Source organism: Hydrogenophaga sp. UC242_50 (genome assembly GCF_042697355.1).
In the GTDB taxonomy this organism is placed as follows: domain Bacteria; phylum Pseudomonadota; class Gammaproteobacteria; order Burkholderiales; family Burkholderiaceae_C; genus Hydrogenophaga.
The window spans coordinates 5,166,377-5,183,568 of sequence record NZ_CP170553.1; the positions used below are offsets into that span (position 1 = coordinate 5,166,377).

Consider the following 17,192-nt stretch of genomic DNA (forward strand, 5'->3'; position numbering starts at 1 on the left):
CATGGGCGTTTCCCTCGAAGGCAAGCTCGTCGTTGCCATCTCTTCCCGCGCCCTGTTCGACTTCGAGGAAGAAAACCGCCTCTTCGAAACCGGCGACGACCGCGCCTACATGAAGCTGCAGCTCGACCGGCTGGACCAGCCGGCCGCACCCGGCGTGGCCTTCTCGCTGGTGCACAAGCTGCTCGCCTTCAACGACGCGCAGGCGCAGCGGGTGGAGGTGGTGATCCTCTCGCGCAACGACCCGGTCTCGGGCATGCGCGTGTTCCGCTCCGCCCAACACTACGGCCTGCCGATCCAGCGCGGTAGCTTCACGCGCGGCCAGCCGCCCTGGCGCTACCTGCGCCCGCTGCGCGCCAACCTGTTCCTCTCCACCCACCTGGCCGACGTGCGCGCCGCGCTCGAGGCCGGCGTGCCCGCCGCGCAGGTCTACCCCCAGTCGGTGCACGCCAGCAGCGAGCACCCGAACGAGGTGCGCATCGCCTTCGACGGCGACGCCGTGCTGTTCTCCGACGAGGCCGAGCGCGTCTACCAGGCGCAAGGGCTCTCGGCCTTCCAGGAACACGAGGCCAGCAAGGCCGCGCTGCCGCTGGCCGGCGGCCCCTTCAAGCCGCTGCTCGAAGCCCTGCACCGCCTGCAGAGCGAGGGCACGCCGATGATGCGCGTGCGCACCGCGCTGGTCACCGCGCGCAGCGCCCCGGCGCACGAGCGCGCGATCCGCACTCTGATGAACTGGAACATCGAGGTCGATGAAGCCATGTTCCTCGGCGGCCTGCCCAAGGGCGAGTTCCTGCGCGAGTTCGAGCCCGATTTCTTCTTCGACGACCAGACCGGCCACATCGAGTCGGCCGCGCTGCACGTGCCTGCCGGGCATGCTGCGCAGCGGGGTCAGCAACGGCGCCTAAGCCCCGCCTCAGCGAGCGGGCCGGCCGACCCGCTACGATGCGCCATCACCGGGCGCCGTCCGCGCCCGACCAGCCCAGGGCCCACCCATGACGACATCCGCCGCCCCCGCCGCCCGCCGACCGCCCTCGCTGTGGCCCACGCTCAAAGGCATTGGCGCCTTTGCCATGCCGTACTTCAAGTCCGAGGAAAAATGGCGCGCGCGCGGCCTGCTGCTGGCCGTGGTGATGCTCAACCTCGGCACGGTCTACATGCTGGTGCAGATCAACGAGTGGTACCGCGTCTTCTATGACGCCCTGCAGGCCAAGGACCAGCCTGTGTTCTGGCAGCAGATCGGGCGCTTCGGCTGGCTGGCGCTGATCTACATCGTGCTCGCGGTCTACAAGTTCTACCTCACGCAGATCCTGCAGCTGCGCTGGCGCGTCTGGCTCACCGACCACTACATGGGCCGCTGGCTGGCGCAACAAGGCCTTCTACCGCATGGAGCTGGCGCGCTTCACCGCCGACGAGCACGGCAACCCCGACAACCCGGACCAGCGCATCCAGGAAGACCTCAACCTCTTCACCAGCTACACCGTCACGCTGTCCATGGGCATGTTCAACGCCCTCATCACCCTGGTGAGCTTCGTCGGCATCCTCTGGACGCTCAGCGGCTCCATCAACGTCCCGCTGCCCGGCTTCCTGGGCGGCGGCGAACTGGAAATCGTCGGCTACATGGTGTGGGCCGCCGTGCTGTACTGCGCGGTGGGCAGCGCCATCGCGCACTGGATCGGCCGGCCGCAGGTGCGGCTGAACTTCCAGCAGCAGATGCTGGAAGCCAACTTCCGCCACCACATGGTGCGCGTGCGCGAGTACAGCGAATCCATCGCACTCGACGGCGGCGAGCAGGTGGAGCGCCGCCACCTGGATGTGCGCTTCCGCGACGTGATGGGCAACTACTTCGCCCTCATCCGCAACCAGAAACAGCTCACCTGGTTCAGCAGCTTCTTCTCTCAGGCCGCCATCATCTTTCCCATGATCGTCGCCGCGCCGCGCTATTTCAGCGGCGCCATCCAGCTCGGCCAGCTGATGCAGATCAACTCCGCCTTCGGCCGCGTGCAGGACTCGCTGTCCTGGCTGGTCGATAACTACATGGCCCTGGCGGTCTGGAAAGCCACCACCGACCGCCTGGTGGGCTTCGAGGCCAGCCTGTCGCACCAGTCGCAGACGCGCGACGACCTTTCGCTCAACGAGTCGGCCGACGGCATCCACGCGCAAGACCTCACCGTGGCCCTGCCCGGCGGCAGCACGCTGCTCGCCGGCGTGGACCTGGACGTGAAGCCCGGTGACACCGTGCTGCTGCACGGCCCCTCGGGCAGCGGCAAGTCCAGCCTGTTCCGCGCCCTCGCCGGCATCTGGCCGCACGCGCTGGGCCGCGTGGGCCTGCCCAAGGACACCATGTTCATCCCGCAGCGGCCCTACTTCCCCGACGGCCGCCTGCGCGACGCCCTGGCCTACCCTGACCCGGCGGAGAACTACACCGACGAAGCCCTGCGCGATGTCCTGAACGAGGCCCTGCTGCCGGCGCTGACCGACCAGCTCGACCGCGAAGACGCCTGGAGCCAGAAACTCTCGGGCGGCGAACGGCAGCGCCTGGCGATCGCGCGCGTGATGCTCAAGAAACCGGCCTGGGTGCTGGCCGACGAAGCCACCAGCGCGCTCGACGAAGAAGCCGAAGCGACCATCTACCAGCGCCTGGTGGAACGGGTGAAGCAGGCGCACGGCGCCATCGTCTCCATCGCCCACCGCTCCACCCTGGCCGCGCACCACCGGCAGCGCTGGGCGCTGCGGGCCAACGAGCAGGCGGCGGCGGGCGGGGCGCGTTACCGGCTGGACATCAGCCGCGCCGACGGCGCCTGATCAAGCCACCGGCGCGGCGTAGGCCGCCCACCCCTTCGCGCGCAACTCACACGCCGGGCACCCGCCACACCCGTACCCCCAGGGCTGGCGGTGTTCGCGGTCGCCGAGGTAGCAGGTGTGGGTGTGTTCGACGATCAGGTCCACCAGCGAGTTGCCGCCGCCCACCAGCAGCGCGTTTTCACCCAGCTCGTGTGCCAGGCGCCAGGTGGCGGCCTTGTCGATCCACATGAGTGGGGTGTCGATCAGGAAGCGGTGGTCCATGCCGAGCGAGAGCGCGACCTGCAGCGCCTTCATGGTGTCGTCGCGGCAGTCGGGGTAGCCCGAGAAGTCGGTTTCGCACACGCCGGTGACGATGACCTGGATGCCGCGCCGGTAGGCCAGGGCGGCGGCCAGCGTGAGGAACAGCAGGTTGCGCCCGGGCACGAAGGTGTTGGGCAGGCCGTTTTCTTCCATGCGAAAGGCCATGTCGCGCGTGAGCGAGGTTTCGCTGACCTTGCCGAGCACGCCGAGGTCGAGCACGTGGTCTTCACCGAGCCGCTGCGACCACGCGGGGAAGCGTTGCCGCAGCTCGCGCAGCACGTTGAGGCGCGCGGTCATTTCCACGCTGTGGCGCTGGCCGTAATCGAAACCGATGGTTTCCACGCGCGGGTAGCGCGAGAGCGCGTGCGCCAGGCAGGTGGTGGAGTCTTGTCCACCGGAGAACAGCACGAGCGCGCTGGTGTGGTGGGGGGTGGAGGCGGGGGGCGCGGAGGTCATGATGGTCTCCATCGTAGCGCGCCGCCCGAGCCCGCTAGGTCAGTCGCTCGGACCTCGGGCTGGCGTGGTCGCGGCTGGTGGCGCAGCATGCGGATGAGCGCGCGGTTGGCGTGCTCCAGGCTGATGTCGTGGCGCTGGCACACCGCCGGCAGGCGGTGCAGCTGGGCGGGTTCGCCCAGGGCGCGCGCCACGTCGAGCAGCGGGTGGTAGGGGCCGTCGTGGCGCAGCACGGCGTCGAACACCCGGCCCGACAGGGGCAGTCGGTTGAGCAGTTCGCCCAGCGGCTGGTGCAGCAGGCGGTCGAGTTGCGAGAGCAAGGCGGTGGTGTAGACCTCGCCGCGCAGGTTGTCTTCGGAGCCGGTGGCCAGCAGGTGCTGGGCCAGACGCGAGCGCATCACCATGGCGTAGCGCACGGGGTGCAGGTCGCGGTCGGCTTCGCTGCTGGGCAGTTGCTCGGCCAGCCAGCGGCCCAGCTCGCGAAAGCCCAGCATCATCAAGGCGTGGCGCAGCGAGCCGATTTCGTGGCGCCCGCCGAAGGCGGCGGAGTTGACCATCAGCAGGATGCGGTAGACCAGCACCGGGTCTTGCCGCACCAGGCGCTCCAGGTGTTCGATGGAGCAGTCTTCGTCGCCGATGGCCATGAGGATCTGCTTGACCACGGCACCGTCGTAGTTCAGCGGCTGGTGGCGGTGCGCGTGCAGCACGTCGCTGTCGGGCCAGCCGAGCACGCCCCAGGCGCCGGCGTCGTCCAGGCACTGGCGCGCCAGGGTTTGCGTGGTGACGCCTTCGACCAGTTGGCCGATCAGACCGGCCGGCACGGATTCGGCGCCGAGTTTGAGCAGGTTGCGCGCATCGGCCGGGGCCAGGCCCTCGCCGCGCACGGCGGCCAGGTCGGTGCGGCGCAGCAGCCGGTGCCCGCGCCGGGCCCCGGCCGTGAGGCGGGCCAGGGTCTCGGGCTGTTCGAACAGGGCGGCGGGCACTTCGAGCCAGGTGTTCTGCACGGGCGCGCAGGCCAGCGCCTGCTGCAGCAGCCGAGGGCTGTCCACGCTGAGGATGAGCACCGGCGCGCTGGCGGGCCAGTCGTCGCCCAGGGCCTGCATGAGGTGGGCCGCGTCGACGGATTCGGGGTGCACGGCGCGCACGCCCATGCGCACGGCGGCGAGTTCGCGCGCGCGGTTCCACACGGGCTCGTAGCCCAGTGCGATGCTGTCCAACACGGTGTGGCTGATGATCATGAGAAGAGGGGAACGCAGGTCAATTGATCACCTGGAAGAGCGACAGGCGCTGCACCTGTGCGTAGGTCTTGATGGCGGCCTCCAGGCCGAGCTGCTGGGTCTGCAGGTCGGACAGGCCCTTGATCGGGTCGAGTTCGACCAGGCGGGCGTTCTCGGTCTTGAGGGCAATCGAGCCGTCTTCCATCTGGGAGTTGAGCGAGTCGGCGCGGTTGAGCCATTCACCGGCCCGGCCCCGAGCGGCGAGCACGCGGTCGTGCCCGGCGTCCACCTCGGTCATGGCGCGCGCCATGGCCTGGGCGTGGTACGCGCTTTCGTTGGGGCCGTTGTAGCGCAGCGCGTCCACGGCGTTCTGCACGACCGAGAAGATGTCGGTGGTGGTGGTCACGGGCCGCAGTTCCACGCGGTCGCCGGCGGCGGGTTTGCCGCGCAGCTCCAGCGACATGCCGTCGAATTCGATGGTCTTGTTGGCCACGTAGGGCTGGCCGACATGGCCAGGCACCGGCGTGCCGGTGGTGGCGTTGGTCACGGTGTACTGCATCACGCCGCCGACCTCGGCGAAGGTGATGTCGTAGTCGTCGCCGGTGAGCGCCGCGGCGTTGGTGACGTTGCCCATGGTGGTGCTCACGTTGCCGGCGTTGCTGGTGGGAACGCCGAGCGTGAAGGTGCCGTTGCCCTGGGGCACGCGCATCCAAATGGCGTCGCCGTCGAGCGCCTGCGGCAGCGAGCTGTTGCCGGCGGCGGCCTGGCCGCGCTGGCCGTCGAACTGCACGCCGCTGCCGCTGGGGCCGTAGAGGTCCACGAAGGGCGTGGAAGAACCGCCCAGGCCACCATAGAGGGTGCGGCCGGCGTTGTCCTTGCGGTTGGCCACGGCGATGAGCTGCTCGCGCAGGCCTTCGAGCTGCTTGGCCACGTCTTCGCGTTCGGCGTCGGTGAAGGTGGCGTTGCCGGCGGTCACCAGCAGGTCGCGCACGCGCTGGATCAGGTCGCCCGATTCCTTCAGGCCGCTCTCGGCCTGTTGCAGGCTGGCGCGCGAGGCTTCCAGCGCGCGCATGTCGGCCGTGGTGCGGGCCAGGCGGTTGGCGGCGGTTTCGGCCAGCGTGGCGGCCACCGGGTCGTCGCTGGCCTTCTGCACGCGCAGGCCGGTGGACACGCGCTCCTGCTGCGCGGCCAGTTCGGCCTGGCGGCGGGTCAGGATGGCGATGGTGTTGTCGTAGCTGTGGGCGGTGGAGATTCGCATGGCAGTTCCTCAAACGTTCAGGCGTCGGCGAGCCGACGAGCTTCCAGAGGCATCGAGGGTCCGGCTCCGCCGGCCCAAGATGCCGTTCCCCCTCCAAGCGCCGAAGGCGCGCCAGAGAGGGGGGAAGCCGCGCAGCGGCGCAGGGGGGTGTTCATATCTAGCGACCCACGGTCTGCAACAGGCTGTCGAAGGTGCTCTGGGCGATCTGGAGGAATTTCGCCGAGGCCTGGTAGGCCTGCTGGTACTGCAGCAGGCGCGCGGCTTCTTCGTCGAGGTTGACGCCGGCCACGTTGGCGCGCGCGGTCTCGGCGGTGTTGGCGACGTTGGCCGAGAAGTCCGCGGCGAACTTGGCGCCCTGCACGCGTGTGCCGATGTCGGAGAACAGGCTGACGTAGCCATCGGAGAGCGGCACGCCGCCGTAGGTGGGCAGGTCGCGCAGGCCCAGCATGCCGGCGCCGTTGCCCGCGTTCTGCGAGATCGCGCCAGCGGGCGCGGCGCCGATGCTGAAGGTGTCGCCCGCGCCCGGGCTGCCGCGCATGGTGAGGCTCCAGCCGTTGAGGGTGATGGACTGGCCTGGCTTGAAGTTGTAGCTCGGCGGCGGGCCGGGGTTGTCGGGCGGCGGGTTGCCCGGGCCCAGGCCGGTGGCGGTGAAGCTGCCGTCGGCCAGGAAGGTGATGGTGACCGGGTCGGTGAGGTTGGGCGAAGCCGACGAGGCGTACAGGCTCTCCACGCTCAGGCCGCCGGAGTTGCCGGTGCCGGGCGTGACCATGACCGGGCTGGCCGCGGCCAGCTTGTCGGGCGAGCCGATCGCCACCTGCAGGTCGCGCGCGGCGGCGGCGTAGGGGCGCACCAGGAAGCGGTCGCCCGGCGAGCCGGCGCCGTTGTCGAGGTTGAAGGTGAGGCCGTCGACCACGGCGGGCAGGGACGTCACGGGGGTGGAGGTGCCGTCGGACAGGCGCACCACGCTCATGCCGCCGGTCTCGAAACGCAGCTCGTAGTCGGAGGCGACGAGCGCGGTCGGGTCGGCCACGCTGGCGCTGATTTCGGCGGTGCCGTTGTTCCCCGGCCGGGGCAGGCCCACGGCCCCAGCGGGCTGGTTGAAGAAGTTCTGGCCCGGGTTGCCCTGCAGGTCCACGCCCAGCTTGTGCTGGTTGTTCACCGTGGTGGCCGTGGCCAGCGCCATGCGGCCCAGCAGGTTCTGCACGTCGACCAGGTCTTCGTTCATGAAGCGCATCAGGCCGGCGAGTTCGCCGCCACCCAGGCTGGCGTCCGGAATCGGGGTGCTCACGCCGCCCTGCACGAACGAGAGCGCCACGCGCGCGCTGTCGGTGCTGTCCTGCCCCACGGCCAGCGCGTTGGCGCGCGTGCCCAGCACCAGCGGCTGGCTGCCGGCGATGAACACGCTCACGCTGCCGTCGGCTGCGGGCACGCTGGTGGTCTGCACGTACTTGTTGATGTCGCCCAGGATCTTGTCGCGTTGGTCGAGCAGGTCGTTGGGTGTGTGGCCGTTGCCCTGGCTCTCGGTGATGCGCGCGTTGACCTTGGCCAGGTCCTGCGCCAGGCCGTTGATGATGTTGACCGCGCCACCGACCTGCTGCTTGGTGGTGTGCTGCAGCGAGTCGATCTGGCTGGCGGTGTTGCGCAGGCGGGAGGCGAGTTCTTCGCCCTTGGCGATCACGACCACGCGCGCGGTCAGGTTGCCGGGCGAGGACGAGACATCGGTCCAGGCGTTGAGCATGTCGTTGAGCGCCGTGCCCAGGCCCGCCGAGCCGGTGGGGAAGGCGCTTTCCAGCTGCTGCAGGCGCGCATAGCGCAGCGCATCGGCGGAGGCCACGGAGCCGGCCTTCTGCGCTTCGCGCGTGAGGTACTGGTTGTGCGAACGTTCGACGGTGGCGATCTCCACGCCCATGCCGAAGTAGCCGTTGCCCATCTGCTGGTAGCCCGACGACTGCTGGATCACGTTCTGGCGCGAATAGCCAGGCGTGTTGACGTTGGCGATGTTGTTGCCGATGACCTGCAGGGCCGCGAGGTTGGCATTGAGCGCGCGGGCGCCGATGTTGAGGGCGGACATGGCGTGCTCTCTTTCAGCCCTGCGCCCGCTGCAGGCTCAGGGTGGAGTTGATCGCGCGGCTGAGTTTGGCCGCGTACTGGGGGTCGGTGGCGTAACCGGCCTTCTGCAGGCCGCTGGCAAAGCCTTGCACGGAATGCAGCTGGTCCATCACGCCTTCGTAGCGTGGGCTGTTGCCGATGAGGCGCGCGTAGTCGCGGAACGAATCGGCGTAGGAGTCGTAGGCGCGGAACTTGGCCGTCACCTTGCGCGGCTCGCCGTTGATGTACTCGGTGGTCGTGATTTCGGCGACCTTGCCCTTCCAGCTGTCCGTGGCCTTGATGCCGAACAGGTTGTGCGAGGGCGTGCCGTCGGCATGCTTGATCTCGCTGCGGCCCCAGCCGGTCTCGTGGCCGGCCTGGCCGATCATGAAGCTGGCGGGAATGCCGGACTCGCGCGCCACGGTGGCCGCGGCCTCGCTGTGCTGCTCCACGAAACCGGCCTGGCGCGGGCCCGCGTTCACTCGGCCCACGGTGCTGGTGTCGCCGGTGGCGGAGAGGGCGCCGCTGCCGCCACCCCGGGTGGCGTCGGTGTTGGTCATCTGGCGACCGAGCTGGCGCTCGATCGCTTCGGACAGCCCGCCGGGCAGGCCCGAGAGCTGCACCGAGAACTGCTGGTCGAGCAGGTCCATGCCCAGGTTGCTGCCCTCGCCGTCCATCAGGCCGGACTTCTGCGTCGCCTCGCGCATGCTCTTGATGAGTTCGCGCATGAAGAGCGATTCGAACTGCTTGGCCGCTTCTTTCAGCGCGGCCTTGTCGTCGCCCTTGCCCGAGCCGTAGCGCAGCGCGTTGAGCGCTGTCGGGTCGGCGGCCAGGCCGCTGGGCGTGAGCGGACGCGTATTCACTTAGATGACCTCCAGCTCCGCGTTCATCGCGCCGGACGCCTTGATCGCCTGGAGGATGGCGAGCAGGTCCTGCGGCGTGGCGCCGAGCGAGTTCAGGGCGCGCACCACGTCGGAGAGTTGCGGCGCGGTGTCGATCTTGACGAGCGAACCCTTGTCCTGGCGGATCTGGATGTCGGCCTTCTCGGTCACCACGGTCTGCCCGCCCACGGACAGCGGGTTGGGCTGGCTGATCACCGGGGTGGAGCTGATGCTCACCGAGAGGTTGCCGTGCGAGACGGCGCAGGCGCCGAGCGTGACGGCCTGGTTCATCACGATGGAGCCGGTGCGCGAATTGATGATGACGCGCGCCATGGGGATGGTGGCGTCCAGGCGGATGTCTTCCACCTTGGCCAGGAAGCTCACGCGCTGGCTCGGATCGGCCGGCGCGCGCAGGCGCACCACGCGGCCGTCCATGGCACTGGCCACGCCGGCGCCCATCACCTTGTTGATGGCGTCGGTCACGCGGCTGGCGGTCTGGAAGTCGTTGGAGTTCAGGCCCAGGTCGATGGTGTCGCCCAGGGCGAAGGGCGCTGCGCACCGCGCGCTCCACCTGCGCGCCGCCGGGCACGCGGCCCGCGCTCAGGTGGTTGACCTGCACCTTGCTGCCGCCGGCCGAGGCGCCCGCGCCGCCGACCAGCAGGTTGCCTTGCGCGAGCGCGTAGATCTCGCCGTCGGCGCCCTTGAGCGGTGTGGTGATGAGCGTGCCGCCGCGCAGCGACTTGGCGTTGCCAACCGAGGACACGGTCACGTCGATGGCCTGGCCGGGCTGGGCGAAGGCGGGCAGTTGCGCGGTGACCATCACGGCCGCCACGTTCTTCAACTGCATGTTCGTGCCCGGCGGCAGCGAGAGACCCAGCTGCTGCAGGTAGTTGTTCAGGCTCTGCGTGGTGTAGGGCATCTGCGTGGTCTGGTCACCCGTGCCGTCCAGCCCCACCACCAGGCCATAGCCGGTCAGCTGGTTGCTGCGCACGCCTTGCACCGCCGCGATCTCCTTGATGCGGATCGCCTGGGCGGCGGCGGGCAGGCAGAGCAGCACGCCGCACAACAGCATCAAGTTTTGGAACAGTCGGTCGATAGTCATGTCATGGTTCCCACGGAGCCCCAGCAAAGGGGTGAGCCATCATGCAACGGCATCAGAACGGGAGAACGGTCAAAAAGAACCGTGCCAACCAGCCAATTGAGAGCGCTTCGCCCTGCTGGCCGCGCCCGCGCGACTCGATGCGCACATTCGCGACCTGGGTGGAGGCGACCACGTTGCCGGGGCGGATCTGTTTCGGGTCCACCGTGCCGGAGAAACGCAGCACGTCCACGTTCTGGTTCACACCGATCTGCTTCTCGCCCACCACCAGCAGGTGGCCGTTGGGCAGCACTTCCTGCACCGTGGTGGTGATGGAGCCGGTGAAGGTGTTGGCGTTCTCGGTCTCGCCGTTGCCGGCGAACTTGTTGGACGAATTCGCGCCCACGTCGAGCTTGCCCAGCAGCGAGCTGCTGGGGCTGATGAAGGGCAGCGCGGAGACGCCGGCCGACGCGTTGGCGGTGCGGTCCACCGACGACGAGGACTTCTGCGTCGCGTTGATGCGCTCGGTGATCTGCACCGTGAGGATGTCGCCTGGCATGCGCGCGCGCGGGTCTTCGAACGCGGGCCGGTAGCTCACGGCCTGGAACAGGCTGCCGCTGGGCGCGACGGTGACGGTGGGCGCGGCCATGGGGGCCTGCTGCGCGTAGCGCACCGGCTGGGCCGGCACCAGGTCCACCTGGGGCGTGCGCTGGAGGGTTTCGCAACCGGAGGCGAGCACGGCGAGCGACAGGATGAGGGCGATGCGCAACATGGCGGGTCCTTACAGCTGGCTCAGGCGCTGCAGCATCTGGTCGGATGTCTGGATCGCCTTGGAATTCATTTCATACGCGCGCTGGGTCTGGATCATGGTCACCAGTTCCTGCACCACGTTGACGTTGGAGGTTTCGACGTAGCCCTGCATCAGCGAGCCCATGCCGGCCGAGTTGGGTGCGCCGTTGATGGGGTTGCCCGACGCCAGGCTCTCGGCGTAGAGGTTCTGGCCCATGGGCTCCAGGCCGGCCGGGTTGATGAAGCTGGCCAGCTCGATGGCGCCCACCCGCTGCGGCGCGGGGTTGCCCGGCAGCTTGACGGTGACCACGCCATCGGACGAGACGGTGATGCTCTGCGCCTCGGCCGGCACGGTGATGCCGGCGGTGAGCGGGTAGCCGCTGTTGGTGACGATGCGGCCCTGCGCGTCGGCCTTGAAGCTGCCGTCGCGCGTGTAGGCGGTGGTGCCGTCGGGCATCTCGACCTGGAAGAAGCCGTTGCCGTTGACCGCGATGTCCAGCGGGTTGTCCGACTGCTGCAGGCTGCCCTGCGAGAAGTTGCGCGAGGTGGCGACGGTGCGCACACCCAGGCCCACTTGCAGGCCCGTGGGCAGCTCGGCCTGCTCGGCCGTGTTGGCGCCCACCTGGCGCAGGTTCTGGTACATCAGGTCTTCGAACACCGCGTTGGCGCGCTTGAAGCCGTTGGTGGACACGTTGGCCAGGTTGTTCGAGATCACGTCCAGCTGCATCTGCTGCGCCTGCATGCCGGTCTTGGAAATCATCAGCGAATTGATCATGGTGTGCTCCGCAAGGGGAAAGTGATTAGCCGTTCATGCTCAGCAGCTGGCTGGCGGTCTTGTCGTTGGTTTCGCCGTTCTGCAACATGCGCATCTGCACCTCGAACTGGCGGGCCACGGCGATCATGCCGACCATGGCCTCCATGGGATTGACGTTGGAGCCTTCGAGCGCGCCGTCCTGCAGGCGGGCCACGTCGCTCGCGGGCAGCGGGTCGCCCTGCGGGCCGCGGAACAGGCCGTCCTCGCTGCGGCGCAGCGGGTTGTCGGCGTCGGGCATGACCATCTTGAGGCGGCCCACGGTCTGCGAAGGCTGGTTGCCCACGCGCGTGCTCACGGTGCCGTCGGAGGCGATGTCCACGCGCGCGCCTTCGGGCACCACGATCGGTCCGCCATCGCCCAACATGGGCAGGCCCTGGCCGCTGACCAGGGTGCCGTCCTGGTTGATTTCGAGCGCGCCCGCGCGGGTGTAGGCCTCGGTGCCGTCCAGCCCCTGGACCGCGAAATAGGCGTTGCCGCGCGCGGCCACGTCCAGGTTGCGGCCGGTGGCGGCGATCGAACCGGGCAGGTCGGAATGGCCGGGCGTGGCTTCCAGGGCGAACACGCGCGTGCTCGCGCCGTCGCCGCGCACCGGCACCGCGCGGAAGGTCGAGAGTTCGGCGCGAAAGCCCGGCGTGGACACGTTGGCCAGGTTGTTGGCCAGCACCTGCTGCCGGTACTGCGCGGCGTTGGCGCCGGTCATCGCGGTGTAGATCATGCGGTCCATGCGGGGCTCCTTCGTTCAGCTCAGGCGCGGATCTGGATCAGCGCATGTTCAGGAGGGTGCTCAGCACCTGGTCCTGCGTCTTGATGGTCTGGGCGTTGGCCTGGTAGGTGCGCTGCGCGGTCATCATGTTGACCAGCTCGGCCGTGATGTCGACGTTGGAGTCTTCCAGCGCCCCCGAGCGCAGGGCGCCGAAGTTGCCCGTGCCGGGCTCGCCGTGCAGCGGGTCGCCCGAGGTGAAGGTGGCCGTCCAGTTGCCGCCGCCGGTGGGCTGCAGGCCTTGCGTGTTGCGGAAGTTGACCAGCGCGATCTGGCCCGCGGCGCGGGTTTCACCGTTGGAGTACTGGCCGCTGACCAGACCGTCCTCGCCGATCTTCAGACCCAGGAACTGGCCCGGGCGATAACCGTCCTGGTCCAGGTCGCTGACGGCGAAGTTGGTGCCGAACTGCGTCGCGGCACCAAAGTCGAGATCGACGTTGAAGGTCACCGTGGGGTCGTTGGGCGAGGTCAGCGTGAGCTGCGGAATCGTCGAGGCCGGATCGAGCGAACCGTCCGGCAGGAAGCTCACGACGAAGGGCGTGGACGCCGCGGGGTCGGCGCCGTTGACGCCGGTGTACACGTTCCACTGGTTGTTGCCGATTTTCTCGAAGCTCAGCGCCACCGGGATCTCCAGGCCCTGGGAGTCGTAGGCGACCAGGGACGTGCCGTAGGTGGACAGCGGCGTGGGCGGCGTCTGCGTGGAGGCCACCGGTGCGCGCGCGTCGAGGTTGAATTCGGCCAGGATATTGGTGGTCTGGCGCGCGGGGATCGGGCCGCCGGTGGGCAGGCGCAGCGGCTGCGTGTCGAAGCTCAGGCGCGTGCCATCGGGCGCGGTCGGGTAGCCCATGAGGTTGGCGCCGCCGTTGGTGATGATGTTGCCGCTGCTGTCGAGCTTGAACATGCCGGCGCGGCTGTAGGCGACCGTGCCATTGGGCATGTTGAGTTCGAAGAAGCCCGAGCCGTTGATGGCCACGTCCAGGTCGTTGCCCGTCACCGTGATGTTGCCCTGCGTGAAATGCTGCGACACGGTGGTCAGCGCCACGCCGATGCCGGAGTTCACGCCGCCGGCCGCGTTCACGGAGCTGGCGTAGAGCTCGCCGAACTCGCCGCGCGAGCTCTTCATGCCCACCGTGTTGGCGTTGGCGATGTTGTGCCCGATCACGTCGAGGTTGCGGCTGGCGCTGTTCAGGCCGGAGAGTCCTTGCTGGAATGCCATGGTGATGTCCTTAGGAGGGGAAAGCGGTGTGTGGGAAAAGGCTCAGGCGCTCACATGAACGCGAGCACGTCGTTGTAGGCGCGGGTGCTGCCGTCCTGCAGCAGCATGTAGATGGAGCCGCCGGAGAAGCTCACCGAGTCCACGGTCATGCGCTGCAGCGACACGGTGTCCACGGGTTCGCTGCCGTCGACCGCGCGCACCTTGAAGCCCTTGACCGTCGCAGGGTCCACGCCCTCGGCGTCCCAGTTGAAGCGGTGCAGGCCGCTGCCCAGCGCGCCCATCTCGACGGTCTTGATGACCTCGCCGTTGGTGCCCATGATGTCGACCTTCACGTCGGTGGCCTTGGTGTCGAGCGAGAACGCCGCCTTGGCCTGGCCGTCCTTGAAGGTGAGCTTGTCGCCCGGCAGCAGGGCCTCGCGGCCGATCAGCGAGGTGCCCTGCAGCGCGGTCTGCGAGGAGAACTGCGCGGCCATGTTGTTGAGCGTCGCGTTGAGTTCCTGGATGCCGCTGACCGTGTTGATCTGCGCCATCTGGGTCGTCATCTGCGCGTTGTCCATCGGGTTCAACGGGTCCTGGTTGTTGAGCTGCGCGACCAGCAGCTTGAGGAAGCGGTCCTGCGAGGCCTTCGGGTCCATGCTGTTCTGGGCCGAGGTGCCGGTCGTGCTGCCGGGCGTGTTGCCCAGCTTGCTGATGTCGATGGGGGTCATGAACATGGGTCAGGTCTTTCCAAAAGTCGGGCTCATTGCCCCATTTGCAGGGTCTTGAGCAACAGCGACTTGGCCGTGTTCATGACCTCGACGTTGTTCTGGTACGAGCGCGAGGCCGAGATCATGTTGACCATCTCCTCGACCGGGTTCACGTTGGCGTGCGTCACATAACCTTCGGCGTCGGCGCTGGGGTGCGTGGGGTTGTGCACGCGGCGGCCCGGGGCGTCGCTCTCCACGATGTTCTGCACCTTCACGCCCGCATTGCCCTCGCCGCCCATGGGCACGGTCTGGAACAGGATGTGGCGCGCCTTGTAGGTCTGGCGATCCGGGCCGGCCACCGCGTCGGCGTTGGCCAGGTTGGAGGCCACCACGTTGAGGCGCTGGGACTGCGCGCTGACCGCGCTGCCCGAGACACCGAAGATGGAGAACATCGACATGACAGGGTCCTTTCAGCTCATTGGCCGGTGATGGCGCTGAGCATGGTCTTCACGTGACCATTGATGAAACGCAGCGTGGACTCGTAGCGCACGCTGTTGTCCACGAAGTTGGCGCGCTCGCGGTCGAGGTCGACCGAGTTGCCGTCCTGGCTGGGCTGGGTCTGCACCGTGTAGGCCATGTCGGGCCGGGCCGGGCCCGCGCTGGTGGTGCCCAGGCGCATGTGCTGGGCGTTGGTCTGGGTCACGCCGGCGGTGGCGCCGGTCTGCATGCCCGAGACGTTCTTGAGCGCGCTGGCGAAATCGAAGTCGCGCGCGACGTAGCCGGGCGTGTCCGCGTTGGCGATGTTGCTGGCGATCACCTGCTGGCGCTGCGAGCGCAGCAGCAGGGCGTTGGCATGGAAGTCCAGCCGGCCGGTCATCTGTTCAAGCATCGTCCACTCCAGCAAGGTTGGGGGCCGGCTCGGGTCTCCAGAGGGAGGCCCAGATACCGGGGGTTGGACGAATTATGGAAATCTTGAGGGTCGCCAATGGCCGGAACAAGCGCCGCTTTGCAAGCCATTTCCCGCCTTTGTCCGGGCGGCCGCCGGCCTACAGTGCAGGCCGGACCACCCATCGGAGACCGCCCATGCGCCCCACCCTGCACCGCCTGCTCGCCGCCTGCGGCTGGGCCCTGGCCCTGCTGCTGCCGGGCCTGGGCACGGCCCACGCGAACAACCAGACCGACGAACTGGAGAAGACCGCGCGCGCGTGGCTGCAGCCCGCGCTGGAGGCCGCGATCCCGAAAGACGAGGCCCTGCCCCTGCGCACCGAGGTCGTGATGGGCGCGCTCGACACCCGCCTGCGCCTGGCGCCCTGCGCCAGGGTCGAGCCCCACCTGCCGGCCGGCTCGCGCCTGTGGGGCCGCAGCCGCATCGGCCTGCGCTGCGTCGAGGGCCCTTCGCGCTGGAACGTCTTCGTGCCGGTCACGGTCAAGGCCTTCGGCCCGGCCTGGGTGATCAAGCGCCCGGTGGACGCCGGTGCCACCCTCACTCAAGAAGACGCCGAACTGGCCGAAGTGGATTGGGCGGCCAGCCCCGCCACGGTGCTGGCCCGCCCCGAGATGTGGATCGGCCAGGAAACCGCCTTCGCCCTCACCCCGGGCCTGGCGATCCGCCAGAACATGGTGCGCCCGACCAAGGCCTTCGCCGCGGGCGACCAGGTGCGGGTCAACAGCAACGGCACCGGGTTCAGCATTTCCGTGACCGGCCTGGCGCTCACCGCCGGCCTGGTCGGGCAGTCCGCCCGCATCCGCCTGCCCGGCGGGCGGGTGGTCACCGGTCTGGTGCAGGAAGACCAGACCGTTGAGATGGCGCTTTGAGCCGGACGTCCGCAACGGCCCCGCCAACGTGACGGATTGCCCGAACCGGCTCCTCAAAAATGCCTAAAGTTCGTTCCACCCAGGTCGATAGTTCTCACACATCACCCTGACTACAGGGTTTGGAGCGTGAAATGAAAGTCGATTCGTCACCCGATTCCTATATAGGTTCCGTGGCCGGTGGTCCCCAGAAGGCCGCCGAAAAACCCGCAGCGGTCGCCGAACTGGCCGCCGCAGGCGCCCCCACGGCCAAGCCGCAGGGCGTGACCGTGACGCTGTCCCCCTCCACCGTCTCGGCCCTGGGCTCGGGCGGCAACGAGGTGTTCAACACGGAAAAAGTCGAAGCCATGAAAGCGGCGATCGCCAACGGGACCTTCCAGGTGAATCCCGAAGCCATCGCCGACAAGATGCTGGCCAACGCCGCCGAAATGCTCAACGGCAGCAAGGCCTGATTTCTCCACCCCCCACCGACCGCACCATGACCTCAGCCGCAACGACGACGCCCCACCAACCCTGGATCGACTCGTTGCAGGCCGAACTCGATGCGCTCGAAGCCGCCTTGCTGCGCGGCGATGCGCCCGGTGTGGAACAGGCCAGCGCGGCCATGCAGGCAGTGCTGCAGCAAGCCCCCCGCACGCCGGCTTTCGCCGACCCCGACAGCGCGCTGCGCCGCGACACCCAGAGCGCCGCGCAGCGTTTCGCCCAGCTGCGCCAGGCCGTGCTGCGCTCCAACGCCCAGAACGAACGCGCAGTCGCCAGCCTGCTGCCCCAGCAGTCGCTGCAGCGCCAGCCCACCTATGGCCGCATGGTCAAACCCTCACCGCTCGGCGGCGCGGGGCGCGGCTTCCTGACCGCCTGAGTCTCTTCTTCTCCCGTCAAAAACCGGCATCTGCCGGTTTTTTTACGTCTACAGAATCCATCCGTATCCAGAAGGTCCTTTGAGAGATCGCCTCTGATATCTCATTAGCCAATCTGATGGATATACCTTTTTAGCGGCAGCCCTTCTAAAATACGGGTTAACCCTTAGATTGATTGCCATGA

At 68.5% G+C, this 17,192-nt stretch carries 15 protein-coding genes and 3 pseudogenes; 5 read left to right on the plus strand and 13 right to left on the minus strand.

The window, feature by feature from the left end; genetic code table 11:
* Position 1: 1 nt before the first annotated feature.
* Positions 2-902 (plus strand): annotated as a pseudogene (locus ACFJGX_RS26340) (5'-nucleotidase).
* Positions 903-1,067: 165 nt separating this feature from the next.
* A pseudogene (locus ACFJGX_RS26345) lies at positions 1,068-2,799 on the plus strand (ABC transporter ATP-binding protein/permease).
* On the opposite strand, the gene queC reads toward ACFJGX_RS26345, so the two are convergent.
* The 13 genes and pseudogenes from queC to flgB all read right to left on the minus strand — a co-directional run bounded on the left by queC (position 2,800) and on the right by flgB (position 15,228).
* Positions 2,800-3,555, minus strand: a complete 756-nt coding sequence (gene queC / locus ACFJGX_RS26350; RefSeq protein ID WP_382323261.1) for a 7-cyano-7-deazaguanine synthase QueC — start codon at positions 3,553-3,555, stop codon at positions 2,800-2,802.
* Positions 3,552-4,790: an HDOD domain-containing protein gene (locus ACFJGX_RS26355; RefSeq protein ID WP_382327386.1), complete on the minus strand. Its 1,239-nt coding sequence runs from the start codon at positions 4,788-4,790 to the stop codon at positions 3,552-3,554. The genes queC and ACFJGX_RS26355 overlap by 4 nt, the downstream gene beginning before the upstream one ends.
* A 19-nt stretch (positions 4,791-4,809) precedes the next feature.
* Positions 4,810-6,027 carry a flagellar hook-associated protein FlgL gene (gene flgL / locus ACFJGX_RS26360; RefSeq protein ID WP_382327388.1) on the minus strand — a complete coding sequence of 406 codons (1,218 nt, stop codon included), beginning with the start codon at positions 6,025-6,027 and terminating at the stop codon, positions 4,810-4,812.
* Positions 6,028-6,184: 157 nt separating this feature from the next.
* Positions 6,185-8,098 (minus strand): flagellar hook-associated protein FlgK, encoded by a 1,914-nt coding sequence (gene flgK / locus ACFJGX_RS26365; RefSeq protein WP_382161680.1) that lies wholly within the window; start codon positions 8,096-8,098, stop codon positions 6,185-6,187.
* A 13-nt stretch (positions 8,099-8,111) separates the two neighbouring features.
* The gene (gene flgJ, locus ACFJGX_RS26370; protein WP_382323259.1) at positions 8,112-8,978 is read right to left on the minus strand and encodes a flagellar assembly peptidoglycan hydrolase FlgJ; all 867 of its coding nucleotides are present in this window, start codon (positions 8,976-8,978) and stop codon (positions 8,112-8,114) included.
* A pseudogene (locus ACFJGX_RS26375) lies at positions 8,979-10,068 on the minus strand (flagellar basal body P-ring protein FlgI). It abuts the gene before it with no gap.
* An 82-nt stretch (positions 10,069-10,150) separates the two neighbouring features.
* On the minus strand, positions 10,151-10,846 hold the full coding sequence (locus ACFJGX_RS26380; RefSeq protein WP_382323258.1) for a flagellar basal body L-ring protein FlgH: 696 nt from the start codon (positions 10,844-10,846) through the stop codon (positions 10,151-10,153).
* A gap of 9 nt (positions 10,847-10,855) precedes the next feature.
* Positions 10,856-11,638, minus strand: a complete 783-nt coding sequence (gene flgG, locus ACFJGX_RS26385; protein WP_382323257.1) for a flagellar basal-body rod protein FlgG — start codon at positions 11,636-11,638, stop codon at positions 10,856-10,858.
* Between the two features lie 25 nt (positions 11,639-11,663).
* Positions 11,664-12,401: a flagellar basal-body rod protein FlgF gene (flgF, locus tag ACFJGX_RS26390; RefSeq protein WP_382327390.1), complete on the minus strand. Its 738-nt coding sequence runs from the start codon at positions 12,399-12,401 to the stop codon at positions 11,664-11,666.
* Between the two features lie 37 nt (positions 12,402-12,438).
* Positions 12,439-13,653, minus strand: coding sequence for a flagellar hook protein FlgE (gene flgE / locus ACFJGX_RS26395; protein WP_382161698.1), 1,215 nt, complete (start codon positions 13,651-13,653; stop codon positions 12,439-12,441).
* 50 nt (positions 13,654-13,703) lie between these two features.
* On the minus strand, positions 13,704-14,366 hold the full coding sequence (locus tag ACFJGX_RS26400; RefSeq protein WP_382323256.1) for a flagellar hook assembly protein FlgD: 663 nt from the start codon (positions 14,364-14,366) through the stop codon (positions 13,704-13,706).
* A 26-nt stretch (positions 14,367-14,392) separates the two neighbouring features.
* Positions 14,393-14,797, minus strand: a complete 405-nt coding sequence (flgC, locus tag ACFJGX_RS26405; RefSeq protein ID WP_382327392.1) for a flagellar basal body rod protein FlgC — start codon at positions 14,795-14,797, stop codon at positions 14,393-14,395.
* A 17-nt stretch (positions 14,798-14,814) separates the two neighbouring features.
* Positions 14,815-15,228, minus strand: a complete 414-nt coding sequence (gene flgB, locus ACFJGX_RS26410; protein WP_382323255.1) for a flagellar basal body rod protein FlgB — start codon at positions 15,226-15,228, stop codon at positions 14,815-14,817.
* A gap of 194 nt (positions 15,229-15,422) precedes the next feature.
* Here flgB and flgA point away from each other — a divergent pair, with 194 nt between their 5' ends.
* The 3 genes from flgA to ACFJGX_RS26425 all read left to right on the plus strand — a co-directional run bounded on the left by flgA (position 15,423) and on the right by ACFJGX_RS26425 (position 17,010).
* Complete coding sequence (gene flgA / locus ACFJGX_RS26415) at positions 15,423-16,154, plus strand: flagellar basal body P-ring formation chaperone FlgA (protein ID WP_382323254.1); 732 nt, start codon at positions 15,423-15,425, stop codon at positions 16,152-16,154.
* Positions 16,155-16,285: 131 nt separating this feature from the next.
* Entirely contained in the window at positions 16,286-16,603 is a 318-nt protein-coding gene (gene flgM, locus ACFJGX_RS26420) for a flagellar biosynthesis anti-sigma factor FlgM (protein WP_382161714.1), read from the plus strand.
* A 26-nt stretch (positions 16,604-16,629) separates the two neighbouring features.
* Positions 16,630-17,010 carry a hypothetical protein gene (locus tag ACFJGX_RS26425; RefSeq protein ID WP_382161717.1) on the plus strand — a complete coding sequence of 127 codons (381 nt, stop codon included), beginning with the start codon at positions 16,630-16,632 and terminating at the stop codon, positions 17,008-17,010.
* Positions 17,011-17,192 lie beyond the last annotated feature (182 nt).

What these genes read in the sequence shown, in the direction of transcription:
- queC (WP_382323261.1), bottom strand. Translation starts at nt 3,555, where the DNA reads ATGACCTCCGCGCCCCCCGCCTCCACCCCCCACCACACCAGCGCGCTC.
- ACFJGX_RS26355 (WP_382327386.1), bottom strand. Translation starts at nt 4,790, where the DNA reads ATGATCATCAGCCACACCGTGTTGGACAGCATCGCACTGGGCTACGAG.
- flgL (WP_382327388.1), bottom strand. Translation starts at nt 6,027, where the DNA reads ATGCGAATCTCCACCGCCCACAGCTACGACAACACCATCGCCATCCTG.
- flgK (WP_382161680.1), bottom strand. Translation starts at nt 8,098, where the DNA reads ATGTCCGCCCTCAACATCGGCGCCCGCGCGCTCAATGCCAACCTCGCG.
- ACFJGX_RS26380 (WP_382323258.1), bottom strand. Translation starts at nt 10,846, where the DNA reads ATGTTGCGCATCGCCCTCATCCTGTCGCTCGCCGTGCTCGCCTCCGGT.
- flgG (WP_382323257.1), bottom strand. Translation starts at nt 11,638, where the DNA reads ATGATCAATTCGCTGATGATTTCCAAGACCGGCATGCAGGCGCAGCAG.
- flgF (WP_382327390.1), bottom strand. Translation starts at nt 12,401, where the DNA reads ATGGACCGCATGATCTACACCGCGATGACCGGCGCCAACGCCGCGCAG.
- flgE (WP_382161698.1), bottom strand. Translation starts at nt 13,653, where the DNA reads ATGGCATTCCAGCAAGGACTCTCCGGCCTGAACAGCGCCAGCCGCAAC.
- ACFJGX_RS26400 (WP_382323256.1), bottom strand. Translation starts at nt 14,366, where the DNA reads ATGTTCATGACCCCCATCGACATCAGCAAGCTGGGCAACACGCCCGGC.
- flgC (WP_382327392.1), bottom strand. Translation starts at nt 14,797, where the DNA reads ATGTCGATGTTCTCCATCTTCGGTGTCTCGGGCAGCGCGGTCAGCGCG.
- flgB (WP_382323255.1), bottom strand. Translation starts at nt 15,228, where the DNA reads ATGCTTGAACAGATGACCGGCCGGCTGGACTTCCATGCCAACGCCCTG.
- flgA (WP_382323254.1), top strand. Translation starts at nt 15,423, where the DNA reads ATGCGCCCCACCCTGCACCGCCTGCTCGCCGCCTGCGGCTGGGCCCTG.
- flgM (WP_382161714.1), top strand. Translation starts at nt 16,286, where the DNA reads ATGAAAGTCGATTCGTCACCCGATTCCTATATAGGTTCCGTGGCCGGT.
- ACFJGX_RS26425 (WP_382161717.1), top strand. Translation starts at nt 16,630, where the DNA reads ATGACCTCAGCCGCAACGACGACGCCCCACCAACCCTGGATCGACTCG.